The 25395-nt window shown below is 59.6% G+C and carries 38 protein-coding genes and 1 pseudogene; 12 read left to right on the forward strand and 27 right to left on the reverse strand.

Going from position 1 to position 25395, the window contains the following annotated elements:
* The first annotated feature begins 6 nt into the window (after positions 1 to 6).
* Both RTCK_RS00600 and RTCK_RS00605 read left to right on the forward strand, forming a co-directional pair.
* Positions 7 to 201, forward strand: coding sequence for a hypothetical protein (locus RTCK_RS00600; RefSeq protein WP_142590819.1), 195 nt, complete (start codon positions 7 to 9; stop codon positions 199 to 201).
* 126 nt (positions 202 to 327) lie between these two features.
* Positions 328 to 1080 (forward strand): putative phage abortive infection protein, encoded by a 753-nt coding sequence (locus RTCK_RS00605; RefSeq protein WP_142590821.1) that lies wholly within the window; start codon positions 328 to 330, stop codon positions 1078 to 1080.
* A 9-nt stretch (positions 1081 to 1089) separates the two neighbouring features.
* Here RTCK_RS00605 and RTCK_RS00610 read toward each other — a convergent pair whose 3' ends face one another.
* The 4 genes from RTCK_RS00610 to RTCK_RS00625 all read right to left on the reverse strand — a co-directional run bounded on the left by RTCK_RS00610 (position 1090) and on the right by RTCK_RS00625 (position 5234).
* A complete protein-coding gene (locus RTCK_RS00610) occupies positions 1090 to 2460 on the reverse strand; it encodes a DUF4055 domain-containing protein (protein ID WP_142590823.1) in 1371 nt (456 codons plus the stop codon).
* A 269-nt stretch (positions 2461 to 2729) separates the two neighbouring features.
* Positions 2730 to 4139 (reverse strand): phage terminase large subunit, encoded by a 1410-nt coding sequence (terL, locus tag RTCK_RS00615; RefSeq protein WP_142590825.1) that lies wholly within the window; start codon positions 4137 to 4139, stop codon positions 2730 to 2732.
* The gene (locus RTCK_RS00620) at positions 4126 to 4590 is read right to left on the reverse strand and encodes a DUF2280 domain-containing protein (RefSeq protein ID WP_142590827.1); all 465 of its coding nucleotides are present in this window, start codon (positions 4588 to 4590) and stop codon (positions 4126 to 4128) included. Before RTCK_RS00620 ends, terL begins: the two co-directional genes overlap by 14 nt.
* Before the next feature lie 23 nt (positions 4591 to 4613).
* Positions 4614 to 5234 (reverse strand): putative metallopeptidase, encoded by a 621-nt coding sequence (locus tag RTCK_RS00625; protein ID WP_211181425.1) that lies wholly within the window; start codon positions 5232 to 5234, stop codon positions 4614 to 4616.
* A 67-nt stretch (positions 5235 to 5301) separates the two neighbouring features.
* Here RTCK_RS00625 and RTCK_RS00630 point away from each other — a divergent pair, with 67 nt between their 5' ends.
* On the forward strand, positions 5302 to 5625 hold the full coding sequence (locus RTCK_RS00630) for a hypothetical protein (protein ID WP_185927860.1): 324 nt from the start codon (positions 5302 to 5304) through the stop codon (positions 5623 to 5625).
* Positions 5626 to 5970: 345 nt separating this feature from the next.
* Here the strand turns inward: RTCK_RS00630 and RTCK_RS00635 are convergent, their stop codons facing one another.
* Positions 5971 to 6414, reverse strand: a complete 444-nt coding sequence (locus RTCK_RS00635) for a BA14K family protein (protein WP_142591418.1) — start codon at positions 6412 to 6414, stop codon at positions 5971 to 5973.
* Between the two features lie 221 nt (positions 6415 to 6635).
* Positions 6636 to 6956: a hypothetical protein gene (locus RTCK_RS00640; RefSeq protein WP_142590829.1), complete on the reverse strand. Its 321-nt coding sequence runs from the start codon at positions 6954 to 6956 to the stop codon at positions 6636 to 6638.
* A 137-nt stretch (positions 6957 to 7093) separates the two neighbouring features.
* Here RTCK_RS00640 and RTCK_RS00645 point away from each other — a divergent pair, with 137 nt between their 5' ends.
* Positions 7094 to 7420, forward strand: coding sequence for a hypothetical protein (locus tag RTCK_RS00645; protein WP_142590831.1), 327 nt, complete (start codon positions 7094 to 7096; stop codon positions 7418 to 7420).
* 78 nt (positions 7421 to 7498) lie between these two features.
* Entirely contained in the window at positions 7499 to 7921 is a 423-nt protein-coding gene (locus tag RTCK_RS21145; protein WP_408004489.1) for a DUF982 domain-containing protein, read from the forward strand.
* Positions 7922 to 8241: 320 nt separating this feature from the next.
* Here the strand turns inward: RTCK_RS21145 and RTCK_RS00655 are convergent, their stop codons facing one another.
* The 9 genes from RTCK_RS00655 to RTCK_RS00695 form a co-directional block, all read right to left on the reverse strand.
* Entirely contained in the window at positions 8242 to 8973 is a 732-nt protein-coding gene (locus RTCK_RS00655; protein ID WP_142590833.1) for a carboxylesterase family protein, read from the reverse strand.
* A 207-nt stretch (positions 8974 to 9180) separates the two neighbouring features.
* Positions 9181 to 9939, reverse strand: a complete 759-nt coding sequence (nusG, locus tag RTCK_RS00660; protein ID WP_185927862.1) for a transcription termination/antitermination protein NusG — start codon at positions 9937 to 9939, stop codon at positions 9181 to 9183.
* A complete protein-coding gene (locus RTCK_RS00665) occupies positions 9840 to 10304 on the reverse strand; it encodes a hypothetical protein (protein ID WP_142590837.1) in 465 nt (154 codons plus the stop codon). Before RTCK_RS00665 ends, nusG begins: the two co-directional genes overlap by 100 nt.
* The gene (locus tag RTCK_RS00670; protein ID WP_142590839.1) at positions 10301 to 10987 is read right to left on the reverse strand and encodes an NERD domain-containing protein; all 687 of its coding nucleotides are present in this window, start codon (positions 10985 to 10987) and stop codon (positions 10301 to 10303) included. Before RTCK_RS00670 ends, RTCK_RS00665 begins: the two co-directional genes overlap by 4 nt.
* A complete protein-coding gene (locus RTCK_RS00675) occupies positions 10987 to 11292 on the reverse strand; it encodes a helix-turn-helix domain-containing protein (protein ID WP_211181426.1) in 306 nt (101 codons plus the stop codon). Before RTCK_RS00675 ends, RTCK_RS00670 begins: the two co-directional genes overlap by 1 nt.
* Positions 11293 to 11492: 200 nt before the next feature.
* Positions 11493 to 12131 carry a hypothetical protein gene (locus RTCK_RS00680; RefSeq protein ID WP_142590843.1) on the reverse strand — a complete coding sequence of 213 codons (639 nt, stop codon included), beginning with the start codon at positions 12129 to 12131 and terminating at the stop codon, positions 11493 to 11495.
* Positions 12124 to 12651 (reverse strand): hypothetical protein, encoded by a 528-nt coding sequence (locus RTCK_RS00685; RefSeq protein ID WP_142590845.1) that lies wholly within the window; start codon positions 12649 to 12651, stop codon positions 12124 to 12126. The genes RTCK_RS00680 and RTCK_RS00685 overlap by 8 nt, the downstream gene beginning before the upstream one ends.
* Complete coding sequence (locus RTCK_RS00690; RefSeq protein ID WP_142590847.1) at positions 12648 to 13022, reverse strand: DUF1064 domain-containing protein; 375 nt, start codon at positions 13020 to 13022, stop codon at positions 12648 to 12650. Before RTCK_RS00690 ends, RTCK_RS00685 begins: the two co-directional genes overlap by 4 nt.
* Complete coding sequence (locus RTCK_RS00695; protein WP_142590848.1) at positions 13019 to 13225, reverse strand: hypothetical protein; 207 nt, start codon at positions 13223 to 13225, stop codon at positions 13019 to 13021. Before RTCK_RS00695 ends, RTCK_RS00690 begins: the two co-directional genes overlap by 4 nt.
* Before the next feature lie 128 nt (positions 13226 to 13353).
* On the opposite strand from RTCK_RS00695, the gene RTCK_RS00700 reads away from it, so the two are divergent.
* Both RTCK_RS00700 and RTCK_RS00705 read left to right on the forward strand, forming a co-directional pair.
* A complete protein-coding gene (locus tag RTCK_RS00700) occupies positions 13354 to 13599 on the forward strand; it encodes a DUF982 domain-containing protein (RefSeq protein WP_142590849.1) in 246 nt (81 codons plus the stop codon).
* A gap of 150 nt (positions 13600 to 13749) precedes the next feature.
* A complete protein-coding gene (locus RTCK_RS00705; protein WP_142591422.1) occupies positions 13750 to 14052 on the forward strand; it encodes a DUF982 domain-containing protein in 303 nt (100 codons plus the stop codon).
* Between the two features lie 56 nt (positions 14053 to 14108).
* On the opposite strand, the gene RTCK_RS00710 is transcribed toward RTCK_RS00705, so the two are convergent.
* The 9 genes and pseudogenes from RTCK_RS00710 to RTCK_RS00750 all read right to left on the reverse strand — a co-directional run bounded on the left by RTCK_RS00710 (position 14109) and on the right by RTCK_RS00750 (position 20336).
* Positions 14109 to 15248 (reverse strand): DNA-methyltransferase, encoded by a 1140-nt coding sequence (locus RTCK_RS00710; RefSeq protein WP_142590850.1) that lies wholly within the window; start codon positions 15246 to 15248, stop codon positions 14109 to 14111.
* Positions 15245 to 15445 (reverse strand): hypothetical protein, encoded by a 201-nt coding sequence (locus RTCK_RS00715; protein WP_142590851.1) that lies wholly within the window; start codon positions 15443 to 15445, stop codon positions 15245 to 15247. Before RTCK_RS00715 ends, RTCK_RS00710 begins: the two co-directional genes overlap by 4 nt.
* Complete coding sequence (locus tag RTCK_RS00720) at positions 15442 to 16293, reverse strand: hypothetical protein (protein WP_142590852.1); 852 nt, start codon at positions 16291 to 16293, stop codon at positions 15442 to 15444. The genes RTCK_RS00715 and RTCK_RS00720 overlap by 4 nt, the downstream gene beginning before the upstream one ends.
* 8 nt (positions 16294 to 16301) lie before the next feature.
* Complete coding sequence (locus RTCK_RS00725; RefSeq protein ID WP_235988435.1) at positions 16302 to 17519, reverse strand: phosphoadenosine phosphosulfate reductase domain-containing protein; 1218 nt, start codon at positions 17517 to 17519, stop codon at positions 16302 to 16304.
* A gap of 27 nt (positions 17520 to 17546) precedes the next feature.
* Positions 17547 to 17888 carry a hypothetical protein gene (locus tag RTCK_RS00730; RefSeq protein ID WP_142590853.1) on the reverse strand — a complete coding sequence of 114 codons (342 nt, stop codon included), beginning with the start codon at positions 17886 to 17888 and terminating at the stop codon, positions 17547 to 17549.
* Between the two features lie 441 nt (positions 17889 to 18329).
* Positions 18330 to 18515, reverse strand: a complete 186-nt coding sequence (locus tag RTCK_RS00735; RefSeq protein WP_142590854.1) for a hypothetical protein — start codon at positions 18513 to 18515, stop codon at positions 18330 to 18332.
* The gene (locus RTCK_RS00740) at positions 18512 to 18838 is read right to left on the reverse strand and encodes a hypothetical protein (RefSeq protein WP_142590855.1); all 327 of its coding nucleotides are present in this window, start codon (positions 18836 to 18838) and stop codon (positions 18512 to 18514) included. The genes RTCK_RS00735 and RTCK_RS00740 overlap by 4 nt, the downstream gene beginning before the upstream one ends.
* A gap of 983 nt (positions 18839 to 19821) precedes the next feature.
* Positions 19822 to 20064, reverse strand: a pseudogene (locus tag RTCK_RS00745) (DUF2312 domain-containing protein); the annotation flags it as partial.
* The gene (locus RTCK_RS00750; protein WP_185927863.1) at positions 20061 to 20336 is read right to left on the reverse strand and encodes a hypothetical protein; all 276 of its coding nucleotides are present in this window, start codon (positions 20334 to 20336) and stop codon (positions 20061 to 20063) included. The pseudogene RTCK_RS00745 and the gene RTCK_RS00750, both read right to left, overlap by 4 nt.
* Before the next feature lie 92 nt (positions 20337 to 20428).
* Between RTCK_RS00750 and RTCK_RS00755 the strand changes: the two genes are divergently transcribed.
* Complete coding sequence (locus RTCK_RS00755; protein WP_142590856.1) at positions 20429 to 21115, forward strand: LexA family protein; 687 nt, start codon at positions 20429 to 20431, stop codon at positions 21113 to 21115.
* On the opposite strand, the gene RTCK_RS00760 is transcribed toward RTCK_RS00755, so the two are convergent.
* The 3 genes from RTCK_RS00760 to RTCK_RS00770 form a co-directional block, all read right to left on the reverse strand.
* Positions 21112 to 21981 (reverse strand): DUF7946 domain-containing protein, encoded by an 870-nt coding sequence (locus RTCK_RS00760; protein WP_142590858.1) that lies wholly within the window; start codon positions 21979 to 21981, stop codon positions 21112 to 21114. The genes RTCK_RS00755 and RTCK_RS00760 overlap by 4 nt on opposite strands.
* Positions 21982 to 22046: 65 nt before the next feature.
* A complete protein-coding gene (locus RTCK_RS00765) occupies positions 22047 to 22355 on the reverse strand; it encodes a hypothetical protein (RefSeq protein WP_185927864.1) in 309 nt (102 codons plus the stop codon).
* Positions 22345 to 22581 (reverse strand): hypothetical protein, encoded by a 237-nt coding sequence (locus RTCK_RS00770; RefSeq protein ID WP_142590860.1) that lies wholly within the window; start codon positions 22579 to 22581, stop codon positions 22345 to 22347. The genes RTCK_RS00765 and RTCK_RS00770 overlap by 11 nt, the downstream gene beginning before the upstream one ends.
* Before the next feature lie 163 nt (positions 22582 to 22744).
* Here RTCK_RS00770 and RTCK_RS00775 point away from each other — a divergent pair, with 163 nt between their 5' ends.
* Genes RTCK_RS00775 through RTCK_RS00790 form a run of 4 tightly spaced genes read left to right on the forward strand, consistent with a single transcriptional unit; the run spans position 22745 to position 25395 of the window.
* Entirely contained in the window at positions 22745 to 23194 is a 450-nt protein-coding gene (locus RTCK_RS00775; RefSeq protein ID WP_142590862.1) for a hypothetical protein, read from the forward strand.
* Positions 23191 to 23451, forward strand: a complete 261-nt coding sequence (locus RTCK_RS00780) for a hypothetical protein (protein WP_142590864.1) — start codon at positions 23191 to 23193, stop codon at positions 23449 to 23451. The genes RTCK_RS00775 and RTCK_RS00780 overlap by 4 nt, the downstream gene beginning before the upstream one ends.
* Entirely contained in the window at positions 23438 to 24415 is a 978-nt protein-coding gene (locus tag RTCK_RS00785) for a hypothetical protein (protein ID WP_142590867.1), read from the forward strand. The genes RTCK_RS00780 and RTCK_RS00785 overlap by 14 nt, the downstream gene beginning before the upstream one ends.
* Positions 24412 to 25395: a recombinase RecT gene (locus RTCK_RS00790; protein ID WP_235988437.1), complete on the forward strand. Its 984-nt coding sequence runs from the start codon at positions 24412 to 24414 to the stop codon at positions 25393 to 25395. The genes RTCK_RS00785 and RTCK_RS00790 overlap by 4 nt, the downstream gene beginning before the upstream one ends.

The raw sequence follows: 25395 nt of genomic DNA on the forward strand, positions 1-25395 counted from the left end.
CCGACCATGCCGGACGACCTCTACTCACTAATCATCACAGGCGTGATTGCGGTTGTGGTGCTCTGGCTGGTGGTCTTCGTCGTCCGAAAGCTGATCGGTGTTGCGCTGCTGATCGCCCTGGCAATCGGCTTGTGGATGGTCTGGAACGATTCAAGTGCTCTAGGGCACTGGGCGGACACCATCATCAAATATCTCAACTAAGCCGATGGCTCTGAAAGGGACGCTGTCCAAACGCACGCGCAGCATCACAATGTCGGCCTTTTCTCCTTTTTTCCATTCGTTCACTTTCGCCCGATAGTCTCACTCCGGGTTGCGAGGGGGAAGGCTATGGGAAGCAGATGGACGATCGTCACAGGAGTTATCGCGATAACACTCTGGTTAGCTTGGGTTATTCAAAAACCTGTTATTCAGAGCTTTTCCATTGAGTGGGATTCGGCGACCCTTGGACAATGGGGTGATACATTCGGCGCGTTGAGCAGCCTCTTCGCCGGCTGCGCCGCAATAGGCGTAGTCGCCACCCTTCGACTTCAGCGCCAAGCCTCAGCTGAACAGAAAATGGATCAGGACCGTCAGCGGTTTGAGAGTCACTTCTTTCAGCTCCTAGGTCTGCTTCGCGAATTGAGGCAAGGCGTGAAGGTGAAGCCTAGTGCTGTGGCCTACACTGGAGCAGAGGCAATTGCGTATTTCGCCTCTACAATCCGCAACCGAGCGAGTAAGGGAACCGAGGACATCGCATCAGCCACGGACTTGGCTGATGCCTACAGAGAAGTAGTTCATCAACGTGATGAGGCGGGCCTAGGTACTTACTTTCGTACGTTGTTCAACATCTTGAAGTTGATCTCACAAGAGAAGTCGATTACCGAGCCGGATAGGATTTTCTATGCGAATGCCGTTCGAGCCCAACTGAGTAGTGACGACCTCCATTTGATCGGGTTTAACGGCCTGATGCCGGAGTCGGGCAAGCTCTCAAAGTACATCAAGGAATTTAGACTGTTAAAGTACATGCCGGAAGGCGTGGTTCGGTCTATCTTTCTCCTGCACTACGGAGACCAAGCCCTGAGCGGCCGGAATGATGATTAGTGGACGCACCTATGAGATCACCGCCTGCCGTTCCTCCTCGTTCCCGAACCGCTCCTCATCGATGAGCTTCATCTCCGCCTCGTGATCCCGCTCAGCGCTGGTGATCTCGCCACGCTGCAGGTTCTCGTAGAGCGTCTCATAGGAGATCGCGCCATTCTGCCAGAGCGAGACAAGCGAAGCGGCCTCTTGCGGTGTGAGCGTGGCATCAACGAACGACAGGTTCGGCTTCACCGTGACCGCGTCGGGGCTTTGCCCGATCATGACTGCGATGTGCCGCAGCGCCTTCTCCAGCCCCTGAGCGCTCGCGAGAGCGATTGATGTCAGCGTGGCCGTTTCGGCAGCGAACCGAATCCGGAGCGCGTCACCGCTCTCCGCCGTCTTCGTCTCCGAGCTATTGAACAGCCTGGCGCCGGACTGAGCCGCGTTCTGTCTTTCGTCCAGGATCGCCGTGCGATGAGCGGCAATGCCAGTGCCGGCCGGCCCGACATACTTCACGTCGGGCGTGCCCTGCTGGTCGCCCTGCTTGATGGCAATAACCGCCCCAGCCCCTACGGCCGAGGGTGGATCACCATTGATGACGACGAGGGTCTCTTGCCCCGTCATGAATAGCTGCCAGCGATAGTCCGCGGAGAGCTGGTAGAGGGCGATGGCCGATCGGGCGACACCGAGCAGCGGCGGAAGCTCCGGAGCCAGCGAAAGATCACGTGCGCCCATCACGACGAATGGGATCTCCGGCAGCTTCGTGTTGCCGCGGCCCGCCGGCGTTACCTCGTCACCCGGGGTTCTTTCGCTCCCGGTGTAGGTCTGGACGGTGTAGCTGCCGTCTTTCATCTCCAGCACGCGGAAGCGCTGCTCCTGCTCCCAGCGGAAGCCTTCACGCTTCAATCCGCTCTCGTCGAGGACGAACATCGTCCGATCGTCGGACCAGTTGATCAGGGCCTCTGCGGTATAGCCGGCGAGCCAAGGCAAATCCGATCCTTCGCTTGCAGCGTCTGCGAGAAGCGCATAGCGACCAGTGGTCAGCAGTTCCGCGGTGATCCGCCGGTGCAAGGCCTCAAGAGGCAGCCCGTCCTTCGTCGCCTTCTCCCAAAGCGGCTCCATTGCCGCCGGCATTTCGATCTGCGCCTCGGTACGGTGGATGACGCCGACCATTCCATGGATCGTCGGATGGACGATTTCGGGAAACTGCGCCCGCTTCTGGTAGGCGTCGTACAGTGCCCTTCCGCCGTCAGCCTGGGCAGAGAAGCCCGAGGGTTGCGGCAGGTATTGTGTCCCCGCCCCCTTCACCTCCTTCTCGCCGGCCGTCGTGTCGCGCATCAGCGACCATTCGTCGGCACGCTCGATGTAGGATGGGTGCTTGGTGTCGACGGCATCGGTCATCAGTTCAGAACCTCGTGTGGCCGGAACAATGCCGGGGAATGCTGGTTACGCGCGAAGCACTGGGAGGATGTCATGACTACCGAGCATCAAACGTCCGGTGAAATGCCGGAACAGCCGCTGGTTCACCAAAGACAGGCGAGCCCAAATCCATTGGCGGCGGAGATCTGTCTACTCTGCGCTGGCTCTGGGGTATTCAACCGGGTCGAGTGCATGGACTGCGAAGGCCGTGGGATCATCTCGATTGCGTCGGACGAACCGCCCCGCCCGCATTAGTACAGCCCCTTCACCGTTGTTGTCGTCGTCACCGGCGGCGACGATATGAGCGCATTGAAGGCACGGCTCGTGCTGTCGGCGTCATCATCATGGGTTGCCTCGGGGAAGCTCTCCAAGGCCGTGAACCAGTCCTCATTCCATCGTCCGCGGATCACGAACACGTTGCCCGCCTCGGCCTGAGCAGAGAAGCCACTGAAGCGCGTGATCTTGTCGCCGCTCTCCGGAGACGAGCGAACGCTGAAGCCTGCCAGCATCTTCGTCAGGGTTGCGACCTGGCTCTTGCCGGCCTGCCCCGGATCCTGCGGCAACGAAATCGCAACCTGCCTACCGTCGCCATCCGCGGTGTTCTTGATCATGCGCTCGACACCGGCCGGCGACTGCCGATCGCGTCGATGATCTGCGACGAAGTAGCGGCCGTCGGGCGTCTTGCCCATTAGAGTACCGGCCGTCCAGTCGGGGTCGTTGCTCTCGGTCTTCGGCGTACCGGCCAAGTCCCAGCCGCGCATCCAACGAATATCATGCGGCGCGGCGTCAACGATCTGGCACCAGGCCCGCTGGAAGTAGAGACCGGCCGCCGGCCGGATCTTCCAGTTGCCACCGAGGAGACGTTCCCGCTCCACCGTCGGCAGGGCCATGAGGCTTGCCAGATAGCTCGGGTCCGCCGCCATCAGCGCGCGGTTGTCCGTCAGCTTCGCCGGGACGAACGTCACCGACTTAGGCGGGATCGGTCTGTCAACGCCGTCCTCATCCGGCGCGGTGTGATGCGCCAACTCCTCCGGACTGTCTGCCCAGATGATCGCGTCCCCTATGCGGACGAACCACCGAAGGACACCGGCGCGCTCCGGAATCGGCAGACCAGTATCCTGATTGATCCACCACGCGATGAACTCGGCAACCCAGCTATCAGCATCAGGGTTGCAGGTAGCCCTGATGTAAGGCCGGACGCCCGACATCGAGCGGTTACGCGAAACCATGTACCAGAACTGCTTCGCGCTGAAGTGCGTCAACTCATCGAAGCATATGAGAGGAATCTGCGAGCCCTGCCAGTTCAGGACCGTCTTGTCATGCTCGAGGTGAGCGAACGAGACAGAAGCCCCAGAGGGGAAGCTCCATTGCAGAACATGTTCTTTCGGACTGGCGCCGATCGAAGGGTACAGCTTTTCGCTCTCATCCCACAGGCCGCCCTCGTTCCGGACCTGCACCGTCGAACGACGGAAGAAGACCGCGCCGAACTGCGAGTTTGCGATGTGGCGCAGCGGCTCCATGAGGAGCGCCCAGGTCTTGCCGCCGCCGGCCGAACCGCCGTAGATCGCAATATCAGCCGCTGATGCTAGGAACGCCGTCTGTGGCCCCGGTTGCGGCCGGATGATTGTCTGGGCTGCCGCGCCCGCCTCAGCTCCTGCCATTGTCGGGCAACTGGAAGATCGTCACCGGCGATACTGGCACCGGCAAGTCCTTCCCATCCTTTCCCGTCAGCTCGCGGCGGTTCGTGTAGCTGCCGCCGACTTCCTCAGCCGCCTGTTTCAGCAGCGAGGATGCCAACACCATGTTGCCCTGCGTCTCGGCCTTGTCAGCCATTCGCTGGAGAGCACGCAATCTCACCGCCCGGTGACTTATGGCAATGGATGCAGTGTCTTCGAGGAAGGTCTTGCGGGTCTCCTCGAAGAGTAGTCGCCACTTGTCCGAAATCTTTGCGGCGGCCTTTTTGTTCGGGTCGTAAGTCTCGACCAGCTGTCGGCTGATGTCGACACCGAACTCCTTCTTGACTGAGCCAGCGACGATCGATGGGCTGTCGAAGCATGCCAGAGCTTGAACGATGTAGGTTTTCACCTCATCGGTGAGCTTTGTCTTTGCCATTGTCTCGTCTAGGCCCCGTCAACTCAGGCTACGCGCAGCTGACACGTACCGCACACATGGCCGATGCTCGCTTTTGATATCTCCGGCCCGCGGTTCGCAGCATCTACGAGAGCACGAACATTTGCGGCGTCTGCTCCATAACGCCGGACGACACCGACGAACTCTTCAACGTCGTGTCCCCTGAGCGTGAACGCCGGGAGACCGGAGAGCTTGCGGAACTTCGGTGCGCCGAATGCATCACGCTCTTGGCCGCAGTGGTATAGCTCGTGCTCGACCAGGGCGCAGAACTCAACGTCCGAACATGTGGAAGCATACTCAGCGTCGAAGGTCAGCAGGAAGTCTGGCACGTCACCGAACCATTGCTGCAACTGCAATTCGATCCTAGCACGAGACCATTTGCCGGCAGGCGGCAGTCCCATCTCACACTGACCGACGATCCGGCGACCATGTCTCCCGTTGGGAACATTGGTCCATAGCGCGCCGATATGAGCGACGCGAAGGTGAGCGTGATCCTCATTCAGGAGGTCGGCGTCATCGTTGATGAACGAGGCGCGAGCCCATTCGACAAGATCAAGCGCCGGCTCGAACCGGATCGACACATCTTCAGTCATGTCCTTGGGCGGGTATGGCCGGCTGACGTTCATTGCTTGCCTTTGGCGGCTACCTGGGCGAGTTTCGAAGACCTCGCATTTTTAGGACCGGCACTGAATCATGGCTCAAACGGACGTCGACAATCTCACCGGAATGTTCTTCACGTTGGACAATCCCGACGGGAGCTACGGAACGGGACAGGTCATTCGCAGAGCGGCTGACGGCGTCTACTTCGTGCGCTTCGACGGCAATGAGGTGACGCTACCCTTAGAGCTGGTTACGATCGGAGACATGCTCGAGACCACAGCGGACGAGTACAAACTCTGGCGGTTCTTCGAAACGGCCGAAGAGCGAGAGAAATGGATGGATTGGCTGGACGCCCCGTCCAGACCCCGTGTTCTTTCACTAGTCAGGACACCGCCAACAACACCGTCCTCCGACTGATCACCTTGCCATTGGCGCGCATCTCGGTGAACCTCTCGTGCCGGGCGTTTTTCAGGACTGGCATGGTTAACCTTGGGAGAGACATGCATTGACAACTGATCGCGATGAACAAGGTCTCGAAAGCAAATTCGAAGATGGCACGTTATTCGTCACTATCGATAAGATGCTGATTCGGAACACTGGCTCACAAGAAGCGCTGATCGAGCTCCTGAAGAGTCGGTTCGAAGACGAACATCTGGAGAGGGTTGTCATCCTCCCACGGAAAGACAAGGCCTAAACAAGAAGCCCGCCACCAGATTGACGTCTGGGGCGGGGCTGCAAGTGGCCACTAGAGGCCGATATCGACTAGTTGTAGGGCGAATTGCAGTATGCCCTTACGCCGACGCGCGGCACATAGGTGTTGTCGGAGGCGCGGTAGGTACGATACCGGTTGGCGCACCACTGAACATGGCTAGATCCACCGCGGGCGCTGGGCTGGTTAGCTATAGCCCCACCAATGATCGCTCCGGCCCCGAATGCAGCGAGCGGGTACCACCATCCATCACTGTGCCGACGGTAGCCCCGGCGATACTCCCTGGAGCCTCTGTGGCCTCGGTACCATCTGCGGCGGTCATCGCGATCACGATCCCAACGGCGGCGATCATCTCTACGAGCCTGTACTTGCTCCACCGCAGATACCTGCGGCGCCTTCACGGAAGGCATTACAATCGCACCTGCCGGAACGATCGAAGTTGCCAAAATGAGGGCGCTCATCGCCCCGGCGGTCAGTGTCTTACCGATTGCCAACATAGCGGGTCCTTTCATCTAACATTTCCGAAACTGAGTCCGGAGATGTTCGGTTCCCGCTCATGAATGTCACGTGAAGGAGAAGGCTCCTGTGTCACCTTCCCTCGGCACGCCGGCAGAATGAGGCCTCGATCTTCCTGTCGAAACAGAAGGCTTGGACGCCCATGCCCGGCTCCAGGAACGCCACACAGGCGTGCTCACGTTCGGAGGGTGTGGTCATGCGGTCAGATGTTGACGCCGCTGCACATACGCCGCGCTACGTGCCAGCCTACCGATGAAGCGTCGTGGCCTTCGGAGGCCTTGCCGATGCGCTTGATTGTGAACCACGGCAGCCGAAGTTCGAAGGCGACCCGCAGGCCACGCGAACACTCTGGCGCCATGATGATAAGGCGGCCGATGAAACCGCTCTTGCCGCCCGGCCCACGTCCACCAGGGCGGAACCACTTGTTCGGCGCGATACCCCAAATGGTCGAGCCTACCTGCAGGCTAACACCCGTCGCTTGGATCTGCGCAGACTGAACCCCTGTCTCACGGTAGAAGTGCATTCGCTTGTCTCCAGATATGAGTAAGCCCCGCTCTCCGTTTCCGGGGCGGGGCTGTGGTGGCCAGGTCGCCGAAGCCGCGGTTTGACACAACAATTCGCGGGCGGCATCTTCCTTCCTCGTAGCAAGGGAGGAAATTGATGAAAATGACTGCAATTTTTGCTGTTTCGGCTTCTATCCTGCTTTCAGGATGTATGACCGAGTCACGATACAATCAGGCTCAAGAGGTCATTCGAGGCAGCCCGGCGGCCAAACGAGACGTCACCAACAGATGCTATGAAGGAGCCAACAAGGCCTCGCCGGCGCGGAAGGCTGAGATGGCGAAGATCATGAACGTCAGCCCGAGAAGCAACGTGGCCCGCACCTATTGCACGCGAGCCTTCAATGCGATCGCCGCCAAGCGGATTACCTACACCGATCTCCGCACTCGGAGCCCTGCTTTCATTCGAGCCATTCAAGGCCGATGATACGAAAAACATGGTGGCATTGGTAGTCCACCATGCCACTTGCGCATTCGCCTTCCCGATTAGTCCGGTATCGCGCCGGTGGACCGCTCTACACGGCCGTGGCCTCTGTCCCCCCCATCTACGCCATCTGGACGTGCCCGTTTAAACTTTTTGGCGAAACCAGCTTACTTGGCGTCGAAAATAAGCAGCGTCTACAATAGCCCCATTGCGGCCATCAAGCGGGGGTGGGCCTTGAGCGAGATTCTTCTGGTTAACTTCGGAGCTCGGTGGAACGAGCCTGTACACATAGTTGAGAAGAGAAAGGTAGAGAGCATCAATGGACCTGCGGACGCGATACGGCACATGCGAGACAAGTTCCGTGACAAGACGGGTCCAGCCTATTCAAGAGCTGTGAATATTTGTTACGCGGCCCTCCGGCGCGAAGCAGATCCCGACATATCCAGGGTGTTCTTCTTGACCGCTTACGAGGATTATCTTTCGAAGATCCGGCCTAGTGGCTAGCTCTAAGTTCGCGCGCCGATTGGCAGCCTAAGTGAGCACCATTCTCAGTCGGAAGTTTGGCCCTCCAAGGGATGCCAAGATGAAGATCTCGTTTTCGCGGCTGTTACTAGCGCTCCTCGCAGCGGCGTTGATTGGAAGCATCTTCAGCATAATACCGCTCGGCGAGCGGCCACGGGACCCACCGGAAGACGTCATCATCTCACCAGACGCCCCGCCTCAAAATGTGCCTCCACCTGAAGAGGCGGAGTAGGAGGGGCTATCGCGACGAAAGGCCGGGCGAAGTCGCACCGACCTTCCTCATCATCGCCGCGAAACGCCGCTTATTGAGGTGTGGCAGCTAGTTTCTGCTTCAGCAACCAATCCCAAAGCTCGGCATCATTCAATGCGGCCCACTCGACGTCAGAGTGATCCACACCTTCCAGTACAGAGATGCGTGCGTCGCGCTCCAGCGATTTCAGGCGTTCATAGAGGACTACAGAATCTGACAGTGGGATGACGTCATCATTAGCGCCATGGAAGATCCAGAAAGCTGCGTTCTCATTGGTCCTGTTCAGGTAGTGACGATTACCACCCCCAGCGATAGGAACCACAGCCGCAAACCTGTGGGGGAACTGTTCTGCCATCGCCCACGCGCCGAATCCGCCGCGGCTGAAGCCCATAAGATAGATGCGCGACGGATCCACGCGATAATTCGCGATGACCTCTTCAAGCGCAGCATCGACCTTTTCAATCGGGTAGAGCAACTCTTCGCTTGGATTCTGCGGCGAGAACACGAGGAATGGAAACTGCTTCCCATCTTCGATGAGCTTGGGAACCCCGCTGGTCCTAACCTTCTCGATGTCCGTGCCGCCCTGGTCGCCACCGTGGAGCCATACGACAAGAGGGTATGCCTCTGTAGAATCCTCGTACCCCTCCGGTGTGTACATCAGATATTTCAGATCATTTTGGATGTGCTGGCTTGCCGTCACCGGAACCTGATCTGCACCGACTGTGCCGGCTCCGAAACATCCTAGGGCTGCAATCGCAACCACGGACAAAATCTTGCGGAACATCGATCTACCTCCTCTTTGCGATCAGAGGCAGGTTTGCACATCAGAGGGTGTCGAACAACCAACGCCAGCGCTCCGGAGCCCATGAAAAAGCCGCCTCGAAAGGCGGCTATACTCAGGGCGCATTTCTCCTACCGCCTATTTTGGCGGTGGCCCGGCGATAACCGCTCAGAAACAGCCACGTCATGCGCAAATCAGTTGCGCACAATTTTAGGACGCTCTCCGGAGATTATCAAGGGGCACGTCGATGTTCGCGAACCCATTCAAGGTTTCGATCACAGCTTTCACCTTGCCCCGCGAAGATGGGCCCAGCACACGGGCGAGCATGCCGGCGAAAGGCGCACCGTCGACAATGACCGCAGTGGTATTCGGCGGAAACATCTTCTCCATCTGCCGGCGGGTGGTCTTGTTGAGCTTTGCGGCCTCTCTTGCGATGCGCCTTTCCCGATCCAGCAGAAAGTTCTGGTAGGCCTCGTGCTCGGCGTCCATCAGGGCGCCTATGTCTTCCAAGCTGAAACGGACCGGTGGTCGGTCCCTGACCGGCTTCAACAGGCACATGACGCCGTCAATCGCCCTCACCTCTTCGAAGTTCAGGTGGGGCAGGTTCACGAAGGCGTAGCCCACCAACATGGGGAACCGCTTCTCCATCCACTGCTTCGTGCGGTGGTGCTTGGTCTCCATCCGGAACGAAGGCATAAAGCACTCCACCCCTTCATTTCGCAGGTTGCGCTCTATGATCGTCTCGAGCCGGTGCTGCTCGTTTGCCGCGTCCCACCGTGATGCCATGCGCTGGTAGCCTGGCTTGATCCGGATCGCATACCAGTCTGTTTTCGCCATTTTCATTCCCTCGTTTCGAGCCCGCCGCTCGGTTATCTGCTCTGTCCAATGATCGCTTCGGCAGCCGCCGCGGCCTTCTTCGGGTTGTGATAACCGAGCTGCAGCTTGCGTGTGTACGAGCAGCAGCAGCACATGGGCGGCTCCTCGCTTCGGCTGGTGCCGTCGAGGTGGGCCTTGATCACCTTGGCCTTCCGGGTCTCGTAAGCACTGCACTGACAGCGAACGACCCAGCGCTGACCGTTTCCGTTGGACGGGATCTCGCTTGCCACGCCCATGACGGTGAACCGGCCGATCTTTTTGCCGGTGAGATCGACGAAGCTGGGCTTGATCAGCTCTTCTCGGCTAGGCCGCCGGAAGGGGATCGGATCTGCGGAATAGTTCGAGTTCTCAGGCGGTTCCCAATGAAAGTGCTCGCCCTTCCCCGCCACCTGGCTTGCTGTCTTGTCGAACGGCATCAGCGGAGCGACGGCATCGAAATCTACTTGGCGATAGCTCATGCGGCCACCTCGTAGATCGGGGCATCGGCTTCGCAGCACTCTCGGGCCCGTAGCTGCTTGCAGATGCCAAGCGTCAGCTCCTTCCCGGTGCAATGCCAACGGAGAGCCGCAATCATGTCGGGCATGGTCGACTTGCGGCCCGTGGAGATGCGGAGAGAATAGCAGAGCTGCACCAGCTCATCCCGCCACAGAAGGTTGATTGCCGCTGCGGGTAGAGAGCGCTCCAGCCCTTGCGTTGGCATCCTCCACCGCTCTAAGCCGTCGTACTGCCAGGTTGGATCGACGCAACGTCGCTTCTCCGGGAAAACCCAAGTGGCAATTCTATGGCCAATGCCATCAGGAAGGCCGCGCATGTAGTAGGTGCCGTCGCGCTCGTAGTGCATCGCCTTGGCATGGGTGGTGTGCTCGACAAGGAACTTCTCATGAATGGCGGCTATGACGTGATGAGCGCAGCCCTTCATCGCCTCCACTTGGGCAGGGAGCCGGTCAAGCTTGTCCTTTGCCGACTTGATCTCCACCGCGATGATTTCAGCCGGTGAGACCGCAATGAGATCAATCCGGTTTGGCCCGTAGGTGCTGACGTTGATTTCGTGGATGATGCGGGCGCCGGGCCGGTTCTCACGAATCCTCGCCACGACTGCCTCGCGAATGTCTGCCTCTGCAGATGAGCGATAAGCTGGCATCAGACCTCACCCCGCAGCGCTGCGATCTTCCGGACCGAGCTCATAACCGTTGTGTGGTCGCGTCCACCGAACCAACGCCCGATGACAGGATACGAGAGATCGGGACGCTCATGACGAACGACGTACATCGCCGTCTGGCGAGCGAAGCAGAGATCCCGCTGCCGCCTTCCGCTTTTCAGGTCCGCGATGGTGAAACCCGGAAACGCATGCAGTACCTCGCCGACGATATCGCTGACGGGCCGGCGCCCCGGTGCCATAACCTCTGTCTCGCCGCGAAACGCGAGCACATGCTCATCAAAGCGCATTGCCACGAATGTCCAGAGCGGACGAGGACCCCCGCTCCACTTTGGCTCCGGCGTGGGCTCAGCCTTTTCCTCCGGAACCAACGCTTCCACAACGATGGCCTTCGGTGCAGGTCGCACCCGTGGGTGAAAGCAACGTTGGCGGACTGCTGCGGCGCTTGCGAAAATCTCCGCTGCGGATGTGAACTCTCTGGCTGAAACGATCATCTTGCGCGTCCTGCCTTTGTTTGAGGAATTTTCGATGCCGGCTCAGGGCGCGGGCGCTTGAGAGCGTCGAGTCGCGTTTGGATGTCCGGATCTATGCTGGTGTGAGGGCTAGCCGTGAGAGAGCGTGGTGCGCCCTTCAGGACGCGGTCCTTCAGCTCTCGGATGCGCTCGATGTGCTTGGGGTCTTGCCGCTCAAGCGCAATGATGTCGCGCCGGCGCTGGTCCTCCGCCCTGGTGATGAGGTTCTTCGCCTCGCGGCCGATGATCGAGCGCTCCACCACGAACGGGGAGATGATCGACCGGGCATGCCGAGCGAACTCTGCGCAGGTCGGCATGAACTGGCCGGTATGGTTTCCGACACGGCCGGCGAGGAAGTCGTTCGTCGCTTCCGAAACGGCCCAATCGGGAAGATCAGCGCAAGCGATCTTGAACTCTCGGGCATACTCCTCGACGTTGATCTCAGGCTGTGGCCGCAGCTGGCCGTGAAGGCGTCGGCCCGCTTCACGGATGCTGTCGATCGAGCATGGCTGGAGAAGCCTGTCGATTTCGGCGACACGCTTAGCGATCTGTCGCGCTCGGATCCTGAACTGCTCTGGGAGACGGTCGAAAACATGCTGGGCGATGAGGTCACGCATGATCTATCGCCTCCAGAAATCTCGATTGAGCGGATTTTTTTTGCGCGCCAGCGCCTGAAGAAAAATCTCCTGATTTTTCGTTCTGGCTTCTGGAATATGGCTTCTGGGGCTTAACGTCGGTGTTATCCTTCGGGTTATCCAAGGCCTGATTTTCCTTGTCTTTTGAAAGGGCTGGGTTACCCCCTCTGCCGCCGTTTTTGCGCGCAACTGCGCTCTTCTTCTCGTCCCGGATCATGCGCCGCGAGTAGATCACGCCATCTCTCGTGCGGGAGAAGACGCCGGCAGATTCCAGTTCGCCAAGAAGCTCGGTGACCTGATCTGATGGGGCTCCTGCCAACACGGCGATCTGCAGGTCTGTCGGGGATTTGCCGGAGACGAGAAGGTGGCCGTAGGGTGTCGCCTCGTGCATAAGCGCGAGCATTTCGATCCACAGGCCGCGAGCGGCCATGGAACACATGCGAAGCTTAGGATCGCCTCGCCAATCGAGAGGATAGAACTTGAGCCAAGGGTTCTTGCTCATCTCCAAACCTCAACGTCGATGCCGTAGATCGCCTTGATGATCTTCTGGGTCCGCTTGAATTCGCGGGTAACGCAGCCTTTCACGTCCACACACCGAAGCCGGCCGTCCTGGTCGTGGTCGATGAAGGCGAAGTCGGCGCGGTAGCTGCCGATGATCTCGCCATTGACGATGAGGTTGAACTTCCGCTGGCGCTCGAAGCCGGAGATCCGGCCATCCTTCTCCAGCAGCTTCAGATCGCCGTAAACTTCCGCCTCCCGCTTGCTGTCGAAAGTAATGCCGTCGAGGGTGGTGCGCTGCGCACCAAACTTGTTGCCGCGCTTCGGCTTCGCGACGGCGGCCAGATACTCTTCCCGGCTCATGGTCTCGGTCATGCCGGCCTCCGCGCGCGCAGATCCTGCAGCGCTTGCCGGACGCGCCTGTTGTAGGCTTTCCGGCTATCGATAAGTGAGATCCGGTACCGGCGATCCATCTCAGCATTGATGAGGCGGTCAGCCTCGTGCTCAGGGATGCCCATTGCCTTGCTTATGGCGATGGTGTCGGGACCGAACTGAGCAAGGGCTTGAAGGAGGGTCATGGCCGATCCTCCACAACCGTGATTGCGCTCTGGCAGCACCGCCCTTCACCATCATTGATTGGGCTTAAGTCCGAGGAACAGCCTTCGTCGGATCGCATTAATTCATGCGGAATCGGATAGGAGGCGACATGATCAACGACCTTTGGGACAAGCCGGTTGAGCTGATGATCGACGGCCCTGACCACTTCCATTGCGTCGGCAGCAGCCGGGAGGCTGTCGCTTGCCTCACCAAATCCTGGCCGGGAGAGCACGACGCCTTTTATGTTGCGGCGCGCCGAGCCTGCATGAAAGCGATGGAAGGCAAGGTGAGAAGCGAAGAGGCCCAGGCTGCGTTCATCAATGCGGCGGAGAACGCAGGAATCCTTCGGCACTGACCGCTGCAGGTTTTGAACCCGAGTGCCGGGACGCACCCAACGCTCCTGGGTTCTGCCTCTTGATTGGACGGTCCTGAGATCCCAGATCGGAACATGGCGCTGACTAGAGCGCCTTCCTTGTTGATCACACGCCAAATCAGTGAGGTAGAAATGATCTCGAAGCTGTTCGACCGACCGGTCTATCTGAAGGAAAAGAAGGACCTGGTTCGGGAGGTGATCTCCGTCGAAGATGCAATCGACTTCCTCGAGGAGTTGCCTGAACGTGAGCGCGATGTGGTGCACGATGCCGCGCTTAAGACGTGCTACATGGCCCATGATGGCCTCAAGCCTCTGCGTGCAGCACGCGATGCTATCCGCGCCTTCGGAAAGAAAAAGGGCATCCTGGTTAAACAGCCGGCCGTTCAGCCGTGGATGGTCAAGACGCCCGCCGGCGGCGGCCGCGTGTCGCTGTAAGACCGCAGTGAAGATCGGGAGGCCGTGAATGCGGCCTCTCTTGTGCAGCAAGCCGTTCATGCCGCCACCTCGTCTTCCTCGATCGCAGCTGATGTCTTGCCAGTGATCCGGCGCTCGGCGATGTCGGCATATTCCGGATTGAGCTCGACCATGATGCTGCGCAGACCAAGCTGCTCAGCAACGAGACCCACGGTCCCGGAACCGCCGAACGGGTCCAAGACCTTGCCGGGAACACGATCAAACGCATCGCAGATGGGGCCACAGCCATCCGCAGCACCGCAGCAGCCGCAAACGGACTTGGGGGTGCCGGCGACGATGCACCTGCGGGCGAGTTCCTGCGGGAATGTTGCAAAGTGCGCGCCGCTATAGCCTTGGATGTTAAACGTCCAGACGTTTCGTCCATTCCGAAGCTCCGGGACATAGGTCTCGACCCAGGTGCCTTCCCGGTTCTGGCCGGCCGTGCTGCCCTTTGCTGGCTTGTACTGCCCATCCTTGCGGCGGGCGTGCGCGTTTCCCGTTGTTGGCTCTTTCAGCGCTTCCGGATCATAGTAGTATTTCTCGCTCTTCGTGAGCAGCCAGATCTTCTCGTGAACCGCAGCAGGGCGGTCATAAACGGATTCCGGCTTTGGGTTCGTCTTGTTCCAGATGATCTCCGACCGCACCCACCAACCATCGTCCTGCAGGGCGATCGCCAACCGGTTCGGGATCATGCAAAGATCCTTGGGCTTCATGTAACCGCCGGCGACGACACGTCCGCCAGTCTCGACATGCGATTGGCGATCGCCTGAAGAGAACGCCCCGCGGGCCTTCGAATAGTTCGGGTCGTAGACCGGGCCCACGGTGGAAAACGGTTTGTCGCGGAAGGTTCGGTCATCGCTGCCGTCTTCCTTGTATGCGGCTGCCGACTTGCCGTTCGGCGTTGTCGCATAGCAGTCACCGTAGTTGAGCCATAGCGTGCCCTGAGGCTTCAAGACGCGCCGTACCTCGCGGAAAACGTCAACCATGACCTGCAGGTGTTCGCCCAGCGTCGGTTCAAGTCCGATCTGCCCGGCAACGCCATAGTCGCGCAGCCCCCAGTAAGGTGGCGATGTCACCACGCAATCGACGGAACCGGCTGGCATGGTCCGCATCACATCGATGCAGTCCCCCACGTACATGGTGCAGCGGCCGTCGAGCAGTTTGCGCGTCTGGATCATGCCGCCTGCTCCCTCTTTGCGAGAGCCTTCAGGTACGCGCCCTTGATCTCCTCAAACCGAGCGATGTCGTATTCTTTGGTCGCGATCTCGTTCTCAGGGCGGGGCTTCTTTGAACCTTTGCCGTGGTCGTCGAGCCAGGTCATGGCACTCGCAATGCGACGGTCGAGCCATGCGATCATCTCTTGAGGATCGGTCATCGGCGCGTCCTCCAGACTTCGTCCGGGTCGATCCCGTCAGCTGCCATCTGCTCCAGCGCAGCCCTTTGACTAGCCTCATGCTCGGCGAGCCGTTCTTCCGACCATCCATCCAAGCGGGCATACTTTTCTGCGAAAGCTCGCGAGTCTCTCCATGATCTCGCGTAGGGCGGCCAAGCGCGGGTTAGCTCAAATTTTCTTTTTCCGCCCTCGGTAAGTTGCCCCAGGCAGACCCGCTCAAGCCATCCCTTACAGTCGAGCTTCGCTGCGGCGATGACGTAGTCGTCTGGGCAGACCTGAAATGATCGATATCCCGTCTCTGAGAGAAAGGGCTTCTCCCAGTCGATGACACGAGCTTCGCCGCCACATATCCCGAAGATGCCCGAATAGGTGAAATCAACTCGGCAACCGGCGATCTCGATCTCAAATCGACCTTTCTGACCGAACAACGGGATCTCGCCGTCAGTCGCAGCAAGAGCTGCGGACATCCAATCCCATGCGTCGTAAAGGCAGAAGAACCTTCCGTTGCCGTCCGGCGGACCACCCTTTTCAGCTTCGGCTTGCGTCAACCCGAACGCATGTTCCCCGATCGCCCTCAAGCGGTTACCGGACGCCACCATACCGTCGTAGTCTGCGTTCCGAACCGCGACGTCATAGGCGCGGAGTTCTGCCGACGCTTCATTCAGCATTCCGGCATCGTCGCTCGGCAATGTATCGCGGTATGCGAAGCGCGCGAGCCGGTTGTCTCGCTGCTCGATCTGCCAGGGTGAAAGTTTCGGCCGGGTCGGCACTGGCGCGGCGAGCGGTACCAGAGGCGCTGTGATCAGGTCGAACATAGAAAGCTGCTGCATGACCGACCTCACATCAACAGAGGCTGGACGGAGCCGTCCGAAAAGACAGCATCCATAGGTGTGTCGGCAGTCGGCTCATCTCCGCCCCAGCCATTCGGCCATGTGCGGAGAGCGATCAGTTCTCGGATCCGTGCCTCCTCTTGGGCATTGATCAGATCGACTTTCGGCCGGCTGAGGCGCTCGGCCTCAAGGTTGATCTCCGATTGGATCGACAAGATCCGATCGAGTGCCATCAGCCTCGCCTCAAAGGTGAGCGGGCCCATGCGCTGCTTGTTCTTGGCCGTGGCGATGTCGCCGTTATCATCGATGCCGGTCTTCTTCAGCCGGTGTCGCGGCTCCCGCAGTTCACGATAGAGAGGCTTCAGCCCTAGCAGTGGCGAGATGTATGACCAGTACGGAACACGAAGAACAGTCTCGAGGCCAAGATCGCGAGCGGCGAGCGGGCAGCCGTTGCACCCGGTCCGAGCGTTGATCTCCTGCGCCTCGTCGCCGCCGTAAGCATCGACAACAGCTGATGTGTCCCAAGCGCCGTATTCTTCCATTCGGGCGTAGATCTTGAGCCAGTCGAAGACGTTGCAGACCCGCCAATGAAGAATCGGTGCGAGCGTGGCGATGCGTCCGCGGATGCCCTTCGCCTCAGGAACCACCTGCTGGTACCAGCCCTGCCCGCACTCGGCTCCGTCCTTGCCGCAGGACATGGCAATGCGGCCGTCGCGGATTGCGCTCTCGCCCTGCCGAACACCGGTGATCATGAGGATCGAACCGCTGAGCTCGTTGATCCGCCGCTCCAGTGCAGCAGTCATCGGATCGACCTTGATCTGTCGCGTGCACCAGCGGAACGTGTTGTTGTTGGGTGGCGGGACGCCCCGGCCTAGCATGTAGACCAGGAAGCGCTGATCCATCGGCGTGCAAACAACCTCGCAGTGAATGCCGCGCGCCCGAAGCCGATCGAGCAAACGTTCGGCAGCTATCGCCAGAGGCGGTAATTCCATGCGGGTATCGGCGTAAAGGACGCTGATCGACTCTGGCGCCTGGAGCCGGCCGGCGTCGATAAGGTGAATGACCACCGTCAAGGTAGCAGTGCTATCCTTGCCGCCGGAGAAGGCGAATACCCAATGGTCGTGCGCCGGGCCGTATGCCCGCATTGACTGCAGGGTCATCTCGACCGCCTCGTCGTATACAAGGCGCTTCGCGCCTTCGAACAGCGTTGGCTGATGAATGGTCACTGTCAGTCCTCCGTGATCCACTCAGCCCTATCGGCCCACTTCTGAGACCGGGCCCGCCACTTCTTGGCGATGCGCAGACGCCTCAAAAGCGGCAATCTTTTCATCCAGCGAAGCCAGACGGGCACGTAGCTCTCGCTGCTCAATGCGGGCTTGCTCCCGCTCTGCTGCTCGTAGGGCATCCATTTCCTCGCTATCGATGCGCCTTGCCGTACCCTCGTAAATCGAGCGAGCACGGCGGGCTGTGAACTGCTTGGTGACGCGCGGAGAAATGAACCGCACCGCTTCAAAGAAAACGTTGTCGAGCTTGCCGTACCGCTCGAGCGGCCAGGCATCCCGGAATGTCTTTTGCGCTTCGAAAACTGCCGCCATGGCCTTCTTCCTGCTCGTAAACACACGCTTGGGACGAGATCCCAATTCCTTGTCGTGACTTCCCAACACCTTGTCGGTCTCCTGCTTTAGGTTCGCTCGTGTTGATGGAGACGACCTATGCGCAGGACCGAGATTGACGGAGAGAACCCAGGCACTGACGCCAATCAGGCTGATGTTCTCTCCAGGTCCGCCGCTCGCGGAACCTCAGTGCTTCAGTTCCCTCGCAGAGCCGACACCGCCGCATTGGGTGGCTCTGCTGCTGGTGGCGATCCGCCGTCGCCGCCAGCTCCGTTCGAGCCGCTTGGAGATGCCGTCGCTGCCGTCGTGTTGAGGCTGCGGGGTGGCTTCCCTCGGGTGAAAGTGCTGGCCCCGGTCTTGCGGGAGGAGGAGGAAGACCGGGACCAGCGTTGACGGGTCAGAGGCACCCCGCCAACTTTTGGATCAGGCCGCGCCTGATTGGATCTCTGTATGCTTCGTAAAGATGTTCAGCCCGCCGTCGGAGCGCTGTCGCAAAGCCTTGCGCCGGCGGATCTCCGCTTCTGCTTCATCCCGGCTGCGGCCGGAGACGGCGCCAAATTCGGGATCGACGATGATGCAGGTTCCGTCCTGGGTGACCACAACGCTCATGCCGCCCTCCCGAACTGCTTCGGCCACAGACGCGCTGCCACTACGGGGAATTTCTCATGAAGCCATTCACGCTCGCCCTGATCGATATCGTCGTCAGCGGCGAGGAACGGTCGTTCATCGTCGTAGTAGGTCTCACGAAGCTTATGGAGCCCCACCCAAGCGTCGAAACACTCTGGATGCTCGCGGTAATCCATGAAGTACCCATCGAACTTACCGGCGCAGTAGAAGTGTCTTTCGCCCTTGCCGATCGTGCCCGAGCAATGCTCGCAGCGATGATCCTTGCGGCCAACGACGGTCTTGCGATTAAAGAAGTCGTAGCTCATGCGAACTCCTCCTCAATCTCAAAGGCAGCCATGATCTCGGAGGCCCGATGAGGCACTTCCTTCGCCAGTTCGACGGCGATCTTTTTCGATTGTGCGGGGGTGAAATTCCGGGCGGCGAGCTGCCAACGGATCACGTCGAGCAGTTCGTCATCGCCACCGTATTCAATGACCGGATATTGAATGCCGAGGTTGCGGGCGATGTTGTATCGCGACCAACCGTCGAGGAGGATATTGCCCCGGCGAACGATCGGCTCCAGCACTCCTTCGAAAGCTACCGAGGTTCCGAGGGCGTCGTATTCCTTCGTCGACAATTCCGGGAAGCAGTGAGCGAGGCTCGTCCGCTTCATTGGAACCGGCGGGAAGTCTTCGTAGGTGAGATAGCCGGGGATGGCCGGAGCAAGTTCAACGAGGGCTCCGGCCTGATGTGTTGCGGCAGAAGGTTCGCTCTCTACATGATCGCCTCCTGTGTTGGCGGCGGCGCAGCTTGCTTCATCGAGACTTACGCGCGCGGCGCTGGGGGCTTCGGCTTCACCTTGAGAGGCCGGAGCGATGGGGGAATTGGTTGCGGTCTCTCCCGCCGTCACGCCTGCCCTTTCGGGGCCGTCGACGTTCACGCCGTGATGCTGGACGGTCAGAGCTGGGATCACCTCGGGTTGCCCCAATCCACCAGCCACAGCCTCTGCCTTATCGGCTTCGACCAAAGCGGGCGCTACAGTTGCGTCCGTAATCGCGGTCCTTTCGGATACCGCCTCCGCCGCCTGACGCGGGGATTGAAGAGCCATCGAGGGACCGTTGCCGAACTGGGTGGAAACGGCATCCGCAAGAGCTTTGTTTTCGTGGCGCGCCTCCTCCGAGATCAAGCCGGCATCGGCCATCTCGTCGACGAGCGCCTTGTGATCATCCATGGCATCAGTCGTGCGCTGACGACGGCGATCTTCACGAGAAGGCTTGACCTCTTCCGGCTCAAACATCTCGAACTGAGGGATCATGCCGAGGGCGCCGAGATAGGTGGCGAGGACAGCCTCCTCTTCCATGCGCTCCTGGTCGTCCTTTTTGCGGAGAGCGACGACCTTCTTGAGGATCTTGGGGTCGAAGCCCATAGATTTGGCCTCGCCGTAGACGTCCTTGATGTCGTCGGCGATGGTCTTCTTCTCTTCTTCGAGACGTTCGATGCGCTCAATGAACGCTCGGAGTTGGTCGCGGGCTACACCGTGGACGTCACTCATGCTGCCACCTCAGAACGAGACTTGGCTGCCGGATCCGGAGAAAGAAAAAGATCAACGGGTATGTCGAGGCCGATTGCCTTGGCGTGCGCCCAAAGCTTCTGCGCTGGCTTCAAGGGGATGATCCCGTCGGTACCGCCCTTGTCTTTCGGCTGGGTCCAGCGATACACCCGGGTCCTGTCTGCCCCGGTAATTTCCTGGACGGCTTCTGGGCCACCAAAGCGATCTATGATCGAGGCAGCAGGCTCAAGCTTTTCGGGTGCGGTCGTATCCATGTGTCAACTATGCGCTAATCGCACAGTCTTAGTCAATACTTTTGTGCCGCATTCGCACGAGACCCGGCGTTTTCGTCGTGCGAAAATGCCATATGCTTGAAGATCCATACAAGAAATGGGTGATTGAGAACCTCGCAAAGCCCGGAAAATCTCAGACGGGGCTGGCGAAGGCGCTCGGACTACACCCTTCAGCCATTAACAAGGTCGTAAGCGGCAAGCGCCAGCTGAAATCTCACGAGGTCGCAGGAGCGGTCGCCTATTTTGGGGAAGAAGCTCCAAAGACCGAACTTGCTCCCTCGGCGTCGAAATGGGTGCCGGCACGCAAAGCTGGCGTGGTTGCGGCAGGCTTGTTCCGTGAGGTCGACGAGTTCGATCAGTCAGAGCCGGAAGACATTACCGTCCCCAGGGACGAGAACTTCCCGAACGCTCGCCAGCTCACCTTTGAGGTAGAAGGTGACAGCATGAATGAGCTACGCCCTCGCCCGATCCTTCCAGGCGACACCATCGTCTGCACTGCCTACGAGGACATCGCCGACCGCGTCGTTCTCCGCGACGGCATGGTTGTCGTAGTTCAGCGAGAGCGGGACGCCGGCCAGATGCGCGAGTGGTCCGTGAAGCAGATCGAGATCTACGAGGATCGGACAGAGTTTCACCCGCGATCGAGCAATCCAAAGCACAAGCCAATCGTAGTTCACCGGCAGTTTGATGCTGACGACGGGATCTCCGTGGAGGTCATCGCCGTAGTGCGAATGGTAATGAACGCGATGCCAGGGTTCTAGCTTGCCTTCCCGGCATCACTTACGAACAGGCGATGCACCGTCCCATCTTCATTCAAGGTAGGCTTGGCGGTGATGGCGACGACCTCTTGGGTATCGAGGGCGTGCGTGTAGAAGTTCTGCGGTGTCAAAAGAGCGGGATCGGTGATCTTGCCGCGGTATTCCTTCCCATCTTCATCTTCCAAACGGAACGAGCCAGTTGTTGTGTCGACAGCTCTAAACACGCCCCTGAACGTAGCCATTTCGCCTACTGTGACTTCCTCCTTAGAGCGCAAAGCCGCCGCGGTCGGCGTATCGATCACTATAGGATCGGCGTTCTTTGGCACCTGTCGTACCTCGTTGACGGTTTTTCCTACAGGGGCAGCCATATCCGATAGTGCGGCCCGGTTGTTCGCCGCAAGGGTTTTAACGACATCAAGCAGGCCCTCTCGGATTTGCTGGTCACTCTTCCGAGCTTCAAGTGCGAGTTCGTGATACTGAGCGGACTGTTGTTGGATAATATCTAAAGCCTTATCCATTTCTTTTGTCTGCCCCGTGCGTTGCGCCACTATTGCTTTGATGAATGACGGAACCGCCATTTCCGCTAAAGAGAATAGCAATTCGGGGTAAACCGCCATCTTGCCGTGCACCATCATCATGTAGATGAGGTAGAAGATCGAGCCACGCTCCGGCGGACCAACTTGGACCCTTACCTCTGAATGCGCTGACGCCTTTATCTGCCGGTGAAAATGATAATGGCCGACTGAATTGTACACGCGAGCCATCCCCGACAAAGACTGCCCCAATAGGAGCGCGTCCATTCGATGGGCATCTGCGTCTCGTCCAGCGAACTCTACTTTGACCGGCTCGATTAACGACCGTTCCACCATGCTTCTCTCCCCCATCCCTGGGACATAGAAGCAGGAATCCTATTTGTTGTGGAGTCATGAGCTTGCTAAGCCGCGCAGCTTCGAACGCCATGCAGATCAAACGCCTGGCATGCATCCGCGATCTCCTGAACAAACCACCGTTTCGGCTCATCACACATGTAGCTCTTCCCGTCGTCACCAAGGAAGTTCATGACTGGCAGGATGCAGAAGGTTTCCTCGTCTCCTACCGGAGCGAACGGACCTATCTTGAACCGATAGCCTGGGAATCTCCGCTCCAGATAATCCGCCAACCGGTCTTTCGCGGTCGCCACGGCTTCGCGCTGCTCGAATGGCGGCACGATGATGAATTCCAAAACCTCTCTTTCAATAGCCATCTGAGTTTCCTCCGCTGATCGCGAACAGCTTTCCGATGGAGCTGTCACAGTGGCCGCAATGGAACGGCACGTTGTCGAGATAACCGCCCTCGCCCAGTTCATGCGCATCACTTGGAAGATCCACACCCGCCGGCACTTCCAGCTCCCTTGACGACTCCCGCAGGCAATTCGCGCACCGGATGTGAAGCCTCACGGGCGGCTGTCCTTTCATCAATGCTAGACCCATCATGTTCTCCTTTTGTTCTACAAAGCCAGAACGGAAGGAGAGAGTCCAGACCGATTCGCTAATGCGCGGCGAAAAAACAATTGTGCGCTTTTAGCACTTTTTTGTTGTTGCTTTGTTTGTGCGATTATCGCATAGTTACCTCATCAACCGATGGGGAGCAGCAATGCAGACCGCAGCCGACACCACCGCCACCCGGAAGCACATCATCGAGGCGAACGAGACCGTTCTTTGCCTGTCGAAATGGAACAGCCCGATCTGGGGCCCGCGTTCCGTCATTGCCGAAACGCCGGCGATGGGCCGCCCTCTGACGGTCTGCGACCTCCTGGACGAACTGACCGACGACGACACCGTCACGATCCGTCGGCTCAACGTCGAAACGTGGTCTGCTCCTGAGGACATCACCGAGGAAGTCGCTCGGCATTACCTCTACGTCATGGACGAGCGGGAAGGTGTCGAGCTCGGCGACGAAGATCGGTTCCCGGCTTACGTCCGCAACAGTCGTGCTTGGGCGCTCTGGAAAGATGATCTGGAAGCTTCGGCACCGGTCCATCGCGATCCCGATCGTCTGCACGACGAGCGCCGCGACCATCAGGTTATGGGGCTGGTGGCATGAGCAGGACTGATTGCGCCACCCAGGTCTTCGGCGGCTGCTCCTGCCCTCCCGGCCACTGCCGCATCGAAGCCCGCCGCAAGGAAGACGAGGCCAAGCTTCGCCGGATCATCGCCAAGCGAAACGCGGACACGGCGCTGATGATGCTCGGCGCGGTCCTCTCGATCATGGCCTTCATCACCTCATTCATCCTTTTCGCCATCCCGGAGAGCAAGAGGCTTGCACGGGTGAACCAGGAGATTGTTCATGTCCAACGATAACGCATGGAAATGGTGGCAGGACGCTCTTGCCGGAAACTTCGGACCGATCCACGACAGCGACCCTCAGCAGGGTTACTACCGCACGCGCTTCAAGGAAAAGCCGTGGGAGCCGGTTGCGATTTGGTTCGAGAACGGCGAGTGGCACGCCATGCGCGGCGATCGTACCGTTCGCGCCGCCGATATCTGGACCTGGTGCTGCCGGAACCCGATCACCTATGAAGCCTACACCAAGGCGATCGAGGGTGACGGTTGGGATGACGAGCCGGAAGCAGTTCGGGGTATGGGCGACAACCTGCCCGACGATCCGTTCGAAGCATTGAAGCTGGAGTTCGCCGGCGAGCAGGAGCTTGCTGCGGAACTTCTCAGGACAAAGGTCGAAACGCAGGATCAGGCCAACAAGATCGGCGTCCTGTCGAAGCGTATCGCCAGCATTTCGAAACGGGCCTCCGACCTGCATAAGGTTGAGAAGGCCCCGCACCTCGAGGCCGGCCGCGCCGTCGATGACAAATGGCGCGATCTCAAGGAAGAGCCGGACTCGCTTTCCAAACGCCTCAAGCGACACCTCGACGACTACCTCCGTGAGCAGCAGCGGCTCGAAATGGAGCGTCAGCGCAAGGCCCAGGAAGAAGCCGACCGGAAACGTCGGGAGGCCGAAGATGCGGCGAGCGCCGCCGCCCAACAGGAGAATGAGGCTGCGGCTGTCGAAGCAAAGCGGCTGCAGGATGAAGCCGCACAGGCTGAACGGGATGCCCAGGCGCGCAACGCCAGCGCCGGCCGGACTGGCGCCAGGGTGGCACTCCGTACCTTCGTCTATGCCCAGATCACAGACTACGACGCTCTGCTGATGGCGCTCAAGGACCGCGCCGAGATTAAGGAGATCGTCGAGACGCTCGCTCACCGTGCGGCCCGTTCCGGCGTCGAATTACCCGGCATGGGCATCCGCTCCGAACAGAGGGCAGCATGACCATGAACGCACACGTCCCAGCGACACTCTCCGCCGGCGGACAAGTCATGGCAATCGTGCCGCAGACCTTCGAGGAAACCATGCGTGTTTCGCGCGCCGTGGTCGCCTCTGGGCTCGCACCGTCCGCCCTCATCGGCAAACTCACCGGCGACGACGCCGCGGCCGCCGTTGCAGTCGCCATCATGTCCGGTGCGGAGCTTGGCTTAAAGCCGATGGTCAGTCTTCGGAGCTTCACCGTGATCAACGGCAAGCCGGCGCTGTACGGCGACGGTTTAATCAACGTCGTTCGCATGTCCGGCAAGGTGGCATATCTGCGCACCGGCTGCGATGAGGTGAACGGCAAGCTGATCGGCTACTGCGAGGCCAAGCGCAGCGACACCGGCGAAGAGAAGCGTGTCGAATTTAGCCAAGATGACGCAACCCGCGCGCGCCTCTGGGATGATCGGGCAACAGTTAAAAAGCAGGTGTGGGAGAACGGGCAGAAAGTCTGGCGGGACAACGTTCCGAACGACGCGCCTTGGTACCGCTTCCCGAAGCGGATGCTTGCCTGGCGCGCGGCCGGATATTGCCTCCGCGAACTGTTCGGCGATGTGCTGGGCGGTATCCGCGATGAGTTCGAGGCTCGCGAGATCGCAGAAGCTGAAGGCATGCGCGACATCACGCCGCCGGCGGAGACCGAAAACAAGCCGACCCCGCCCAAGCCTCCGAAGCCGCCAGCCCCGCCATCCTCGACGACGATCGACGCCGAACCGGCGCGGGACGGGCAGCCGGCAGAAAGCGACTTCGACCTTGGCGGGTATCTCGAGGAAATCGAAACGGCTCTGGCCGGTGCCAAGGATGAGGCGTCCGTCGAGGAGATCTGGAACGACTTCGACGCTCCGGCCACGCTTGAGACCGAAGGGCATGCCGACATGATCGAAACGGCATTCGCGATCAAGACGCGCCGGCTCGCCCTGCTGTCGCCGCTGAACGGGGGCTGA

The organism is Pseudorhizobium endolithicum (genome assembly GCF_902153245.2).
In the GTDB taxonomy this organism is placed as follows: domain Bacteria; phylum Pseudomonadota; class Alphaproteobacteria; order Rhizobiales; family Rhizobiaceae; genus Neorhizobium; species Neorhizobium endolithicum.